Here is a 13,146-nt window from a genome sequence, read left to right as displayed (position 1 = left end):
AAGGTTGTCTGATCCCTTCTACCTTACCGCCTGGCGCAGCCCTCCGCGGGCCGAGTCGCGATGGTGACGCGACGCGGCAGCGCACAGGGCTGCAGCACAGTGCTGCCGATCAGGACCGCCACCGTTCGTGACCGATCCCGCAGGACCGATCCCGTCAGAAGGGCAGCGAGCCGGTGCGCTCGGTGCTGGTGACACCCCACGCATCGGCTGCTCGTTCGCGGAAGACGGGCCCGATCTGCGGTGGTTCGTCGACGTACGCCTGGCCGCCGGGTGAGGTGAAGGCGAGGACGCCTGGTGAGCGCTGCTCGACCTTCCATCGTCTGGCGCCGGAGAGTCGGGCGCCCTTCAGCGTGTGGTGGCGCCTGCAGAGGTGGGCGAGGTTGCCGGTGTCAGTGGTGCCGCCCGCTGCCCAGGGGATGGTGTGGTCGAGGTCGCTTCGGTGGGCTGCTTGGGTGCAGCCCGGCCATCTGCAGCGCTGGTCCCTGGCTCGGAGGAGCTGCGTGAGCCGCTTCGAGGGCGCGGAGGTGTCGACGGCGGTGACGTGGCCGGTGCGCGGGTCGGTGAACAGCCTGGTCCAGGCCGTGGCGCGCTCTGCGAGGCGCCGGGCGGTCTCGGGGTCGACCGGTGCGCCGGTGGCGAGGCGTGCGACCGAGGCCGCCCGCCTGCGATCGTCTCGGCGGCGACCGGAGAAGCCGGAGCCACCCGTGGTCGATGCGGTGCCGCCGTCGAGCGTCCCTGCGGCGCGGCTCTCCGCGTCGTCGCCGGCGTCGCAGGCGGCGTCGTCGGCGGCGTCTCGGTCGGTGTCGCGCTCGTCGACGCCGGCGAGGACTTCGGCGGGCATGACGATCGTGATGTCGGCCCGGATGGCGTCGAGCGTGACGCCGGCGGGGTCGCCGGTGAGCAGCAGGTCGCACAGGAGATCTGCCCGGAGCTGGTCGAAGGTGCGCGGGTCCTTCCCCTCGCCGCTCGCGTCTGCGGCGCGGAGGGTGGCCTTCGCCATCTGCGTCAGCCGGTCGTGGGTCGCGGCGACGAGCACGGTCGGGGCGATGAGCTCCAGCCGCGACATGCCGTCGTCGAGCTCCTTCTGGAACACGCCGCGCCGGTCTCGGGCCGACCGGTGGCGGGCGGCCAGCGGGCGCTCCAGGTGCTGCTCGAGCTCGCGGCGGGCGACCGCGCGCAGCCGGCTGGGCGTGGTGCGCTCCGCGTGCGGGATGAGCGCCGCCTCGAACGCGGCCCGCGCCGCCGGGTCTGGGATGGTGCTGCCGATCTCGGTGATCACGCCGACGTGGCCGCGGTGGATGCGCGCCGCGCCCCACGCCTCCAGCGTCGCCGGCCACGCGGTGACCTGCTCCATCGCGTGGCCGATGTCGGCCTCCACCGTGCGGTCGCTGCGCCGACCCATCAGCGCCAGCTCGCACGCCGCATCTCGCACGCCCACGCCCGGATCGAGCCGCTCCTCCAGCGCGTCACCGACGGCCACGTGCCCGATCCCGGCCAGGAACCGCACCCGCATCGCCTCGAGGCTGGCGATCGCGGCATCGATCTCGACCACCGCGCGCATCGCCGACTCCGCGACATCACGACCGGTCACCGGAGCGGGCGGAACGGATGCGCCTCCAGCAGCGGCAACACTCAAGCTCGCCGCGGCACCAGCGACGGAAGCACCCTCGGCGAGTGCGGAGAGGAGGGCGGGCGCAGGTGCGGCGAGCGGGTGCGGACCGCCCCGCAGCCACGTCGGCCCGTCGAGGACGTCGGGAGCGAACGGCACCGGCACGCGGTGCGGCGGCAGCTGCGGTTCGGCAGCGGACGAGACCGCGCCCTCCGGCTCCTGCTGCTGCACCGCATCCCTCGTCATGGGCGCAGTGTCACACGAGCCACCCACACGTCCCGACGCCGAGCTGCGGTGTGCCTCCGGCGCCCTGACGTCAGCCCGGCGAAGACCGGGACGACGTGGCTGGCGTCAGCCGCGCTGCGCCGCGATGCGCCCGAGCACGCCGTTGATGAACGCGCCAGAGCGCTCGGTCGAGAGCTCGTTCGCCAGATGCACGGCCTCGGAGACCACGACGCTCGTCGGCGCCGTGCCGTGCTCGAGCTCCCACGTGCCGACGCGGAGGATCGCGAGGTCGGTGCGCGGCATCCGGTCGATCGGCCAGTGCTCGCTCGACGACGCGATCAGCTCGTCGATCGCCTCGGTGTCGTCGGCGACGCCGGCCACGAGCTCTCGCGCGAACTCGAACCAGCCGTGCGACGCCCAACCGAGCCTGTCGGCGGTGTCGCGCAGCACGGTCAGCGGCGACTCGCCGCGGGCGTTCGCCGAGTACAGCACCTCGACGGCGTGCTTGCGAGCCTTGCGGCGCGAGGGGTAGGTCTCGGTCGCCTTCTCGGGGGCCGCCACGTCAGTCGTTGACGCGGCCGAGGTAGCTGCCGTCCCGCGTGTCGACCTTGACGCGCGTGCCCTGCTCGACGAACAGCGGCACCTGGATCTCCGCACCCGTCTCGACGGTCGCCGCCTTCGTGCCGGCGCTCGAGCGGTCGCCCTGGAGGCCCGGCTCCGTGTAGGTGATCTCGAGCACCACGGATGCCGGCAGCTCGACCTGCAGCGCCTCGCCCTCGTGCATCGAGATGGTCGCGGTGCCGTTCTCGAGCAGGAACTTCGCCCCGTCGCCGACGGTCGCGGCCGGGATCTGGAGCTGCTCGTAGGTGTCGTTGTCCATGAACACGAAGTCCTGGCCGTCGTTGTAGAGGTACTGGTAGTCGCGGCGGTCGACGGTCGCGAACTCCACCTTGGTGCCCGCGTTGAAGGTCTTGTCGACGGTCTTCTGGCTGCGGGCGTTGCGCAGCTTGGTGCGGACGAACGCACCGCCCTTGCCGGGCTTGACGTGCTGGAACTCGATGACGGTCCAGAGCTGGCCGTCGAGGTTGAGCACCGCGCCGTTCTTGATGTCGTTCGTGGTTGCCATGTGGCGAATCCGTTCCGTGGGAGCTTTCGGGGGCCCCGAACTGTGAGCAGTCCTGCGCCGACAGGAGAGTCTAGCGGGCTCGGTCTAGCCCGACTTCCGGAGCTCCAGCAGATGACGGCTCGCATGCGCGACGAAGGGGCCGGATGCGCGCAACTGCCGATCGAGTGCGCGCACGGTGGCGTCGTCGGCGCGCGTCGGGTCGAAGCCGGGCACCCACCAGGGGCACTTGCGCAGGATCCACACGATCGCGCCGATGTCGGCGTACTCCTGGCGCAGCCTGACGCTCTGCACCGCGACGAGCTCGAGGCCGGCCTCCTGTGCCTGCAGGATCTCGGTCGCCGGATCCCGCAACACCGGGTGGCCGGGCAGCGGCCCGAGGAATCGCTCGCTCAGCTCGGCCGCGCTCCATGGCCCGACGTGCTGCGCGAAGTACGCGCCGCCAGGCTCGAGCACGCGCGCGATCTCGGCGAAGTCGGGCGCGAGCGGGTGGCGGCTCGTCACCAGATCGCGGGACGCATCCGCCACCGGCAGCGGCGACCCTGGTCGGTGCTCGCGCACGTCGACGCCCCGCGGACGGAGCCGAGCCCGAGCCAGTGCCAGGTTCGCGGGCCACCCTTCTGTCGCGACCGTTCCCACCGGGATGGTCGGCGCCTCGTCGAGCACCTCTCCCCCGCCGGTGTCGAGGTCCAGCGGCGCTCGCGCAGCCCCGACGCGCTCGGCGAGCAGGCGTGCGTAGCCCCAAGGCGGCCGCTCCTCCGTCGCCCGGCCGTCGAGCCAGCCGAAGCCCCAGCCGTCGACGTCGGCGGCGACCGCCTCGGCGACCAGCTGTTCGAAGGGCAGCACTGGCTCAGCGAGCCGCGATCGCGGCCGCGGCGAGCGCATAGCCGCGCAGGCCGAAGCCCGCGATCACTCCGGTCGCAACGGCGGAGATGACGGAGGTGTGTCGGAAGGTCTCGCGCGCATGCGGGTTGGAGATGTGCACCTCGATGAGCGGTGCGACGCCCTGCAGCTGGGCGCAGGCGTCGCGCAGCGCATAGGAGTAGTGCGTGAAGGCCGCCGGGTTCAGGATCACCGGCGCCTGCGCGTCCACGGCCTCGTGGATCCAGCTGACCAGCTCGGCCTCGTCGTCGGTCTGGCGCACATCCGCCTCGATCGTGAGCGCTGCCGTGCTGACGGCCTCGACCAGCGGCGCGATGGCGTCGAGGGTCGCGCTGCCGTAGACCTCGGGCTCGCGGGTGCCGAGCCTGCCGAGGTTGGGGCCGTTGAGGACGAGGATGCGCATGCGGTCAGTCTGCCGCATGCGCCGAGTCTCGCGGCGCGATCGACCCGCGGTCGAGCGCTGCTCGACCGGCGTGACGGGCGCTACATCTCGCCTTCGAAGAGCCCCACCTGATTGCCGTCGACGTCTGCGAAGACCGCCCACCAGCTCGTCGGGGTGATCTCAGACCGTTCGACCACGACGGTGGCTCCGCGCGCGGTCGCCTTGGCGAGCGTGTCCTCGATCGAGTCGACCTCGACCATGCTGCGAGGCTGGGTGAAGCCCTCCTCGCGCTGCGTCAGCGCGCCGCCGGAGACGCCGTTCGGCGCCTGGAACATGGGATACCCCTCGAAGCCCTCCATCTCGGCGATCTGCCAGCCGAAGAGGTCTGAGTAGAAGGCCGTGGCCTTCGTGAGGTCGTTGACCGGGATCTCGATGTGCGTGATGTCGCCGTGTGCCATGGCGCCAGTCTCCGTCACGACAGCCTCGCGCACCAGTGCCGATCGCCTGCCCATGGCGTCCGACCGCGCGCGGTCGTCGCTGCACGCTCGCCGGCGCCCCCTCCAGTGGCAGCCTCCCCGCCTCCAGCCTCCCCGCATCCAGTGGCGTCTTCCCGCATCCGAACACGCCTGCGAGCATCCAGCGGCGGTTCCCTCCAACGGGTGGCGGTTTCCAGCATCGGCTGGAGACGAGCGCGCCTCACCTCCGGATGCACGAGCGCAGTTCTCGGAGAGCGCCACTCGACTGGACGAGGCGCCACTCGACCGCACGACGCGCCACTGGCGCGCCCGGAGCGCGCCAGAGCGACGAGGGTGGAGCTGCGAGTGGCGCTCAGTCGGCGAGCGACTGGTACGCCATGAACAGCAGCCCCTCGTCCGGCCCCTCGAGGATCCGCGGCTTCGCGACGTCGTCGAGCACCACGAACCGCAGCATCGACCCGCGCGTCTTCTTGTCCTTGCGCATGGTGCCGAGCAGGGTCTGCCACCGACCGACGGGATAGGTCATCGGCAGCTCGAGCGAGTCGAGGATGCTGCGATGACGGTCGACGACGCCCTCCGGCAGGCGCCCGGCGAGCCGCGAGAGCTCGGCCGCGAACACCATCCCGATGGACACGGCCGCGCCGTGCCGCCAGCGGTAGCGCTCGGTGTGCTCGATCGCGTGCCCGAGCGTGTGCCCGTAGTTCAGGAACTCGCGCTCCCCCGCCTCGCGGAAGTCGTTCGCGACGACGCGAGCCTTGACCTCGATCGCGCGCGCGACGACCTCGGCGAACTGCGGCGTCGAGGTGTCGGTGGTCGCGGCGAGCTCGGTCTCGAGGAGCTCCAGGATCCGGGGGTCGGCGATGAACCCGGCCTTCACGATCTCGGCGAAGCCGGTGAGCAGCTCGTTGCGCGGCAGCGAGTCGACCAGCTCGAGGTCGGCGATCACCGCGGCGGGGTGGTGGAAGGCTCCGACGAGGTTCTTGCCCTGCTCCGTGTTGATGCCGGTCTTACCGCCCACGGCGGCGTCGACCATGCCGAGCACGCTCGTCGGCACCTGCACCACGCGCACGCCGCGCAGCCAGGTGGCGGCGACGAAGCCCGCCAGGTCGGTGACGGCCCCGCCGCCCAGGCCCAGCACCGCGTCGGTCCTCGTGAACTCGGCCTGCCCCATGATCTGCCACAGGAACTGCGCGACCTCGATGCGCTTCGCCTCCTCGGCGTCGGGCACCTCGGCGAGGAGCACCTCGATCCCGAGCTCGGCCTTCAGGTGATCGGCGATGCGCGACATCGCCGGCTGGTGCACGACGAGCAGGCGCTGCGCGTCGCCCAGCTGCTCCTGCAGGCGCTCCACCAGGATGCCCCTGCCGACGTGCACGTCGTAGGGTGCCTCGGTCTGGACGCGGATGGTGGTCATGGTCGTGCTCCTGGTCTGCTCGGGCCCGCCTGCGCAGGCGCTGATGCGGTGCGTGACGTGTGGATGCGCGTCACCGGTCGTGCGCGACGAGCCAGGCCTCGAGCTCGTCCACGAGTCGACTGATGGGCGTGCGCGAGGTGTCGACCGTCATCTGGGCCAGCTCGCGGTAGATCGGGTCGCGCTCGGCGGCGATCCGCCGCCACGAGGCGATGCCGTCGGCGATGAGCGGCCGGCCGGCGCCGGCGATGCGGCGCTCTGCAGCCCGCTCGTCGACCGTGACGAGCACGACCGTGGCCTGCTCGCGCAGCAGCGCGCGCGTGTCCGCGTCGAGCACGGCACCGCCCCCGAGCGCGACCACGGTGCCGGGCGTGAGCGCGTGCTGCACCGCCTGCGCCTCCCAGTGGCGGAACGCCGCCTCGCCGCGCTCGGCGAAGATCTCGGGGATCGGCCCGTGCTCGAGCACCACGAGGCGATCGGTGTCGGCGAAGGTGCGGCCGAGGCGGGAGGCGAGCTTGCGCCCGATCGAGGTCTTGCCGGCAGCCATGGGGCCGATCAGCGCCACCGGCCGCGTCGCGCTCGCCTCGTCGCCGGGGCGCGGATGCGCGCCGGTCACGGCTGCGCGGACGGGGTCGCGACGGTGCGCAGGGTCGAGGGGATCTCGGCGACGTAGGCCTCGAGGTTCCTGCGGGTCTCCGCGACCGAGTCCCCGCCGAACTTCTCGACCACCGCATCCGCCAGCACGAGCGCGACCATCGCCTCTGCGACCACGCCTGCGGCGGGCACCGCGCACACGTCGCTGCGCTGGTGGTGGGCCTGCGCCACGTCGCCGGTGGCGGTGTCGATGGTGCGCAGCGCTCGGGGCACGGTCGCGATGGGCTTCATGCCCGCGCGCACGCGCAGCGCGTCTCCCGTCGTCATGCCGCCCTCGATGCCGCCCGCGCGGCCGGTCGCTCGGTGCGTGCCACCCTCGCCGGCGAGCAGCTCGTCGTGCGCGACGCTGCCGCGCCGCCGCGTGGTCTCGAAGCCGTCGCCGACCTCGACGCCCTTGATCGCCTGGATGCTCATGAGCGCCTGCGCGAGGCGGCCGTCGAGGCGGCGATCCCAGTGCACGTAGGAGCCGAGCCCGGAGGGCAGGCCGTAGGCGAGCACCTCGACGATGCCGCCGAGCGTGTCGCCGGAGCGGCGCGCATCCTCGACCTCGGCGAGCATGGCCGCGCTCGTCTCAGGATCGTTGCAGCGCAGCTCGTCCGCGTCGAGCCGATCGACGTCCTCCGGCACCGGCAGCGCCGCGCCCTCGGGCACGCGCACGGGGCCGATCGACAGCGTGTGGCTCACGAGGCGCACGCCCAGCTCGCCGAGGAACGCGCGGGCGACCGCGCCGAGCGCCACGCGCGCGGCGGTCTCTCGCGCGCTGGCCCGCTCCAGCACAGGGCGCGCCTCGTCGAAGCCGTGCTTCTGCATGCCGACGAGGTCGGCGTGGCCGGGGCGGGGTCGCGTGAGCTTCGCAGCGCGAGCGCCGGTCAGCTCGCCCTCGAGGGGCGCAGCGCCCATGACCTCCATCCACTTCGGCCACTCGGTGTTGCCGACGCGCAGCGCGACCGGGCCGCCCTGCGTGAGCCCATGGCGCACACCACCGGAGATCGACAGGGCGTCCTGCTCGAACTTCATGCGCGCGCCGCGACCGGCACCGAGCTTCCGCCGCTGCAGGTCTGCCTGGATCTGCTCGGCGGTGATGGGCACCCCCGCGGGCAGCCCTTCGAGGATCGCGATCAGTTCGGGGCCGTGGGACTCCCCGGCGGTCAGCCAGCGCAGCATGCCTACGATTCTTCCAGACCCGCCGATGCCGACCTGACCACGGCGCCCGACGCATCCGCCCGAGGTGCCAGCTCGAGCGATGCGCGCATCGCGGCGACGACGCCCAGCTCGTCCGGCAGCGCGGCGTCGATCGCGCCGAGGGCGAAGATGCGCGCCTGCAGCACGGCCTGCTCGAGCAGCATCTCCCGCCCGTCGATGCGCTGCTCTGCGGGCTGGTCGACGAACCGCGACCCCGCCGGGCGCGCGTAGTCGGCGTCGAGCAGGCGGGCGGGCGGATGCGCGAACACGGGCACGACGTCGGCGCCCGCGGGCAGCGTGGAGACGGCGGCGTCGACAGCGGGCAGCGGCTCGTCGAGGCCCTGCAGCTGCACCTCGACGCCGATCCGGTCGCCCAGGTCGGCGATGCGCCGGCCCTTCGTCTCGCTGCGCAGCGCGACGCGCACTCGGCGCGCGCCGAGCTCGTGCAGCGCGAGCAGCGCCGACTGGGCCGTCGCCCCCGCCCCGACGATCGCGCCGGTCTCGGCAGCGGCGAGCCCCGACTCGGCGAAGGCGCGGACGATGCCGCCGACGTCGGTGTTCCAGCCCCGTGGCCCGCGCGTCGCATCCAGCAGCAGCGTGTTGACGGCGCCGGTCAGCGCCGCGCGCGCATCGACCTCGCGCGCGATGGCGCGGGCCTCCTCCTTGAGGGGCGCGGTGACGGAGAGGCCGAGCCACGATCGGTCGAGCGCGTCGAGGAAGCCGGCGAGCTCGCCGCGCGCCACGAGCCGTCGCTCGCACGCCCAGTCGAGGCCGAGCGCTCGCGCCGCGGCGCCCTGCAGCAGCGGGGTCAGCGAGTGCTCGATGGGCGAGCCCACGACCGCGTGGCGGCGAGCGCCGCCCTGCGCGGCCGTCGACACCTCAGCCGCCCCAGCCCGGGTTGTCGCGCAGGAACTGCTGGAACCGCTCGACCGCCACGAGGTGCTCCTCGTAGGTCTCCGAGAAGACGGTCTCGCCCGTGTTCGGATCGACCGTCACGAAGTAGAGCCAGGGGCCTTCGGTCGGCTCGAGCACCGCCGTGATGGCCTGATCGCCCGGTGCGCCGATCGGGCCGACGGGCAGCCCGGTCTGCTGATAGGTGTTGTACGGGTTCGAGGCGTCGGCGCGCTCCTCGGCCGTCGTCGTGACGACGTGGAGGTTGCCGGTGCCGTAGGCCACCGTCGCGTCCGACTGCAGCGGCATGTTGATGTCGAGCCGGTTCTGGAAGACGCGCGCGACGCGACCGAAGTCGTCGGCGAACCTCGCCTCCCGCTGCACGACGGCGGCGAACGTCAGCACGCGCTGCGCGTCGGCGTCGGCGACCCCGTGCGTGTCGAGCGCCTGGTGCATGCGCGCGACCATCGCCTCGATGACGCCCTCCGCGGTGATGCCCTCGTCGAAGGTGTACGTGGCGGGGAAGAGCCAGCCCTCGAGCGAGATCGCGTCCTCCGGCAGGTCGAACTGCGCGAAGTTGCCGGCCAGCTGCGTGAACTCTGCCTGCGGGATCCCGAGGTCGCGCTCGAGCCGCTCGAAGACCTGCGGCAGCGTGTAGCCCTCCGGGACGGTCACGCGCAGCTCTGCCCTGTTCGCCGGGTCGAGGATCGCGTCGAGCGCTCCCTGCGCCGACATCTGCTGCTGCACCCGGTACGCGCCGGGGTGCAGCTGGATCGACGAGTCGCCGACCAGGATGTCGGTGAAGGCCTCGCTGCTCGCGATGACGTCCTGCTCCAGGAGCGTCGCCGCGACGTCGTAGCCGTTCTCGCCCGGCTCGATCCGCACGACGACCTCCCCGGTGCCGGGGCCCGGGTAGTCCTCCGCGCCGGCGAGCCGCTCCCGCAGCTGCCCGGCGCCCCAGGTCACCGCGACCACGAGGCCGACGACGACCACGAGCACGATGCTCCAGGCGATGATGATCCTGCGGGTCTTGACCTTGCGCTCCTGGCGCGCGCGTTCGCGACGTCCGGCCATGGGTCAGTCCTCTTCTCGCTCCGCGACGCGCTCGTCGCTGGTCAGCAGCTCCCCCGGCGCACGGCCGGAGGCGCGCTCGCTGTCGAGCGCATGCTGCAGGATGACGACCGCGGCCGCCTGATCGATGGTGGCGCGCTGCTGGCGCGTCGACTTGCCGGATGCGCGCATCCCGGCCGAGGCGGTCACGGTGGAGAGCCGCTCGTCGACGAGCCGCACCGGCATCGTCGCGGCGAGCTCCGCCGCCATCTCGCGCGCGTCCTGCGTGCTGGGCGTGTCACCGCCGGAGAGCGAGATCGGCAGGCCCACCACCGCCTCGACGGCGTCGAGCTCGGTCGCGAGCTCGCGCAGCCGCGCGACGGGGTCGACGGCCGCGCGCTGGATCGTCTCCACCGGCGTCGCCAGCAGGCCGTCGCGGTCGCTGCGGGCGACGCCGACGCGGGCCCTGCCCACGTCCACGCCGATCCTCACGCCCCGTCGCATCGTCTCCCGCTCGTCCCGTGGCCCGCTCAGCGCCGCACGCCGTCGGTGATCGCAGCCAGCGCCGCGGGCATCGCGGATGCGTCCTGCCCGCCGCCCTGCGCCATGTCGGGCTTGCCGCCGCCGCCGCCGCCGAGCACCGAGGCCGCAGCCTTCGCGAGCGGTCCCGCTGCCACGCCGGCGTCGCGCGCCGCCTGGTTCGTGGCGACGACGATCGCCGGGCGCCCGTCGACCGCGCCGCCGATGGCGACGACGGCGGGCTCGGCGCCCAGTCGCTCGCGCACCTGCGCAGCCAGCGAGCGGAGGTCGTCCTGCGATCCCACCGCCCCGAGGTCGGTGCTCGCCAGCAGTACGTCGCCCGCGCGCTGCGCGGCATCGACGATCGGCTGCACGCGGCCGGCGAGCTGCTTCGACTCGAACTCCGCGATGCGCTTCTCGGCCGTCTTGAGCGAGGCGACGATCTCCTGGATGCGGCTGGGCAGCTGCTCCTTCGGCGTCCTCAGCATCGAGGTGAGCTCGCTCACGAGCGTGCGCTCGGCGACCAGCTGGTCGAACGCATCCGCGCCGACCGCCGCCTCGACGCGCCTGGCGCTCGAGCCGACGCTCGACTCGCTCGTGATCGAGAGCAGGCCGATCTGGCTCGAGGCGGCGACGTGGGTGCCGCCGCAGAGCTCGCGCGACCACGGTCCGCCGATGTCGACCATGCGCACCGTCGAGCCGTACTTCTCGCCGAACAGCGACATGGCGCCGAGCGCCTTGGCCTCGTCGAGCCCCATCACGCGGGTCTCGACAGGCAGGTCGTCGCGGATCGCGCCGTTGGCGATGCCCTCGAGCTCCTGCCGCATGTCGCTCGAGAGCGGGCTCGACCACGAGAAGTCGAGGCGCATGTAGCCGGCCTTGTTGTAGGAGCCCGCCTGCACCGCGTCGGGGCCGAGCAGCTGGCGCAGCGCGGCGTGCACGAGGTGCGTCGCGCTGTGCGCCTTGTTGGCGCCGCGCCGGTAGAGCGGATCGACCACGGCGTGCGCGACGTCGCCGACGGCGATCTCGCCGCTCGTCACTCGCACGGTGTGGCTGATGAGGCCCTGCACCGGGCGCTGCACGTCGAGCACCTCTGCCTCGAAGCCGGGGCCGACCAGGCGACCCTGGTCGCTGTCCTGCCCGCCCGCCTCCGCGTAGAGCGGGGTCGCGGTCAGGATCACCTCGACCTCCTGGTCGAGGCCTGCCGAGGCCACCTGCGCGCCGTGGGCGATGATGCCGATCACCTCGCCGTCGGCCTCGAGCTCCTCGTAGCCGAGGAAGGCGGTCTCGCCCCTGCCGCGCAGCTCCGAGTAGACGGAGAGGTCGGCGAGCTGTCGGCGGCGCGACTTCGCGTCGGCCTTCGCACGCGTGCGCTGCTCGCTCATGAGCGACTCGAAGGTGGAGCGGTCGACCTCGAGGCCCGCCTCCTCGGCGATCTCCATGGTCAGGTCGATCGGGAAGCCGTAGGTGTCGTGCAGGAGGAAGGCGGTCTTGCCGGGGACCACCTGGCCGGATGCCGCGCGCACGTCGCCCATCGCGAGGTCGAGCACCGTCGATCCGGACTCGAGCGTCTTGAGGAAGGTCTCCTCCTCGGCGATCGCGAGCCGCTCGATGCGCGGGAACGCCGCGTCGAGGTCGGGGTAGGCGGCCGACATGGCGTCGTAGCTCGCGCGGAAGAGCGTCGGGAACGTCGCCTCGTGGACACCGAGGAGGCGCATCGCGCGGATCGACCGCCGCATCAGGCGGCGCAGGATGTAGCCGCGGCCGTCGTTGCCGGGCGTGATGCCGTCGCCCATCAGCATGAGCGAGGAGCGCACGTGGTCGGCGACCACGCGCATCCGCACGTCGTCCTCGTGCTCGGCGCCGTAGCGGCGGCCGGAGAGCTCGCTCGCGAGGTCGAGCACCGGGCGCACCTGGTCGATCTCGTACATGTTCTGCACGCCCTGCTTGAGGAACGCGATGCGCTCGAGCCCCATGCCGGTGTCGATGTTCTTCTTCGGCAGCTCGCGCACGATCGTGAACTCGGTCTTCGAGCGCACGTCGGCGATCTCGTCCTGCATGAAGACGAGGTTCCAGATCTCCACGTAGCGGTCGGAGCCGGTCGCGGGGCCGCCCTCGGGGCCGTACTCGGGGCCGAGGTCGTAGAAGATCTCGGAGTCTGGCCCGGCGGGACCGGGCTGTCCCGTCATCCAGTAGTTGTCCTCGAGGCCCAGGCGCTGGATCCGGTCCGCGTCGATGTCGGTGACCTCGAGCCACAGGCGCTCGGCCTCGTCGTCCGTGAGGTAGACCGTCGCCCACAGCCGCTTCGGGTCGAAGCCGTAGCCGCCGTCCGCCTCGGAGCCCGTCAGCAGCTTCCACGCGTAGTCGATCGCCTCGCGCTTGAAGTAGTCGCCGAACGACCAGTTGCCCGCCATCTGGAAGAAGGTGCCGTGGCGCGGCGTGCGCCCGACCTCTTCGATGTCGGTGGTGCGGATGCACTTCTGCACATCGGCGACGCGCGACCAGGGGGCAGGCACCCGCCCCGAGAGGTACGGGATGAACGGCACCATGCCGGCGATGGTGAACATGATCGCCGGGTCCTCGCTCACGAGCGACGCCGAGGGGACGATCGTGTGGTCGCGCTCCTCGAAGTGGGAGAGGAATCGGCGGTGGATCTCTGCGGTCTGCATCTCGCTCAGGTCTTTCCAGCCCCCGTGCAGGGGCCTGACGGACCCGGGCGCAGCGCGCCCGGGTCCAGGTGGG

Annotated in this window: 13 protein-coding genes; all 13 read right to left on the bottom strand. The window is 72.6% G+C overall.

Annotation, left to right across the window (positions count from 1 at the left end):
* Positions 1–154 precede the first annotated feature (154 nt).
* Complete coding sequence (locus AA0Z99_RS04620) at positions 155–1,855, bottom strand: DUF222 domain-containing protein (protein WP_413319893.1); 1,701 nt, start codon at positions 1,853–1,855, stop codon at positions 155–157.
* A gap of 105 nt (positions 1,856–1,960) precedes the next feature.
* Positions 1,961–2,395 (bottom strand): transcription antitermination factor NusB, encoded by a 435-nt coding sequence (nusB, locus tag AA0Z99_RS04615; RefSeq protein ID WP_413319891.1) that lies wholly within the window; start codon positions 2,393–2,395, stop codon positions 1,961–1,963.
* Position 2,396: 1 nt separating this feature from the next.
* Complete coding sequence (gene efp, locus AA0Z99_RS04610) at positions 2,397–2,960, bottom strand: elongation factor P (RefSeq protein ID WP_413319889.1); 564 nt, start codon at positions 2,958–2,960, stop codon at positions 2,397–2,399.
* 84 nt (positions 2,961–3,044) lie between these two features.
* Positions 3,045–3,803: a class I SAM-dependent methyltransferase gene (locus tag AA0Z99_RS04605; RefSeq protein ID WP_413319887.1), complete on the bottom strand. Its 759-nt coding sequence runs from the start codon at positions 3,801–3,803 to the stop codon at positions 3,045–3,047.
* 4 nt (positions 3,804–3,807) lie between these two features.
* Positions 3,808–4,260, bottom strand: coding sequence for a type II 3-dehydroquinate dehydratase (gene aroQ / locus AA0Z99_RS04600; RefSeq protein ID WP_413319885.1), 453 nt, complete (start codon positions 4,258–4,260; stop codon positions 3,808–3,810).
* Between the two features lie 62 nt (positions 4,261–4,322).
* The gene (locus tag AA0Z99_RS04595) at positions 4,323–4,679 is read right to left on the bottom strand and encodes a VOC family protein (RefSeq protein ID WP_413319883.1); all 357 of its coding nucleotides are present in this window, start codon (positions 4,677–4,679) and stop codon (positions 4,323–4,325) included.
* A gap of 370 nt (positions 4,680–5,049) precedes the next feature.
* Positions 5,050–6,111, bottom strand: a complete 1,062-nt coding sequence (aroB, locus tag AA0Z99_RS04590; protein WP_413319881.1) for a 3-dehydroquinate synthase — start codon at positions 6,109–6,111, stop codon at positions 5,050–5,052.
* 70 nt (positions 6,112–6,181) lie between these two features.
* Positions 6,182–6,724, bottom strand: coding sequence for a shikimate kinase (locus AA0Z99_RS04585; RefSeq protein WP_413319879.1), 543 nt, complete (start codon positions 6,722–6,724; stop codon positions 6,182–6,184).
* A complete protein-coding gene (gene aroC, locus AA0Z99_RS04580; protein ID WP_413319877.1) occupies positions 6,721–7,926 on the bottom strand; it encodes a chorismate synthase in 1,206 nt (401 codons plus the stop codon). Before aroC ends, AA0Z99_RS04585 begins: the two co-directional genes overlap by 4 nt.
* A 2-nt stretch (positions 7,927–7,928) precedes the next feature.
* Positions 7,929–8,822, bottom strand: a complete 894-nt coding sequence (locus AA0Z99_RS04575; RefSeq protein ID WP_413319875.1) for a shikimate dehydrogenase family protein — start codon at positions 8,820–8,822, stop codon at positions 7,929–7,931.
* 1 nt (position 8,823) lies between these two features.
* Entirely contained in the window at positions 8,824–9,909 is a 1,086-nt protein-coding gene (mltG, locus tag AA0Z99_RS04570; protein ID WP_413319873.1) for an endolytic transglycosylase MltG, read from the bottom strand.
* A 3-nt stretch (positions 9,910–9,912) separates the two neighbouring features.
* Entirely contained in the window at positions 9,913–10,389 is a 477-nt protein-coding gene (ruvX, locus tag AA0Z99_RS04565) for a Holliday junction resolvase RuvX (RefSeq protein ID WP_413319871.1), read from the bottom strand.
* Positions 10,390–10,415: 26 nt separating this feature from the next.
* A complete protein-coding gene (gene alaS / locus AA0Z99_RS04560) occupies positions 10,416–13,073 on the bottom strand; it encodes an alanine--tRNA ligase (RefSeq protein ID WP_413319869.1) in 2,658 nt (885 codons plus the stop codon).
* Between the last annotated feature and the right edge of the window lie 73 nt (positions 13,074–13,146).

The organism is Agrococcus phoenicis (assembly GCF_047302415.1).
Taxonomy (GTDB): domain Bacteria; phylum Actinomycetota; class Actinomycetes; order Actinomycetales; family Microbacteriaceae; genus Agrococcus.
The sequence above is the reverse complement of the archived record's forward strand: the minus strand, read 5'-3'. Positions and strand labels throughout refer to the sequence as shown.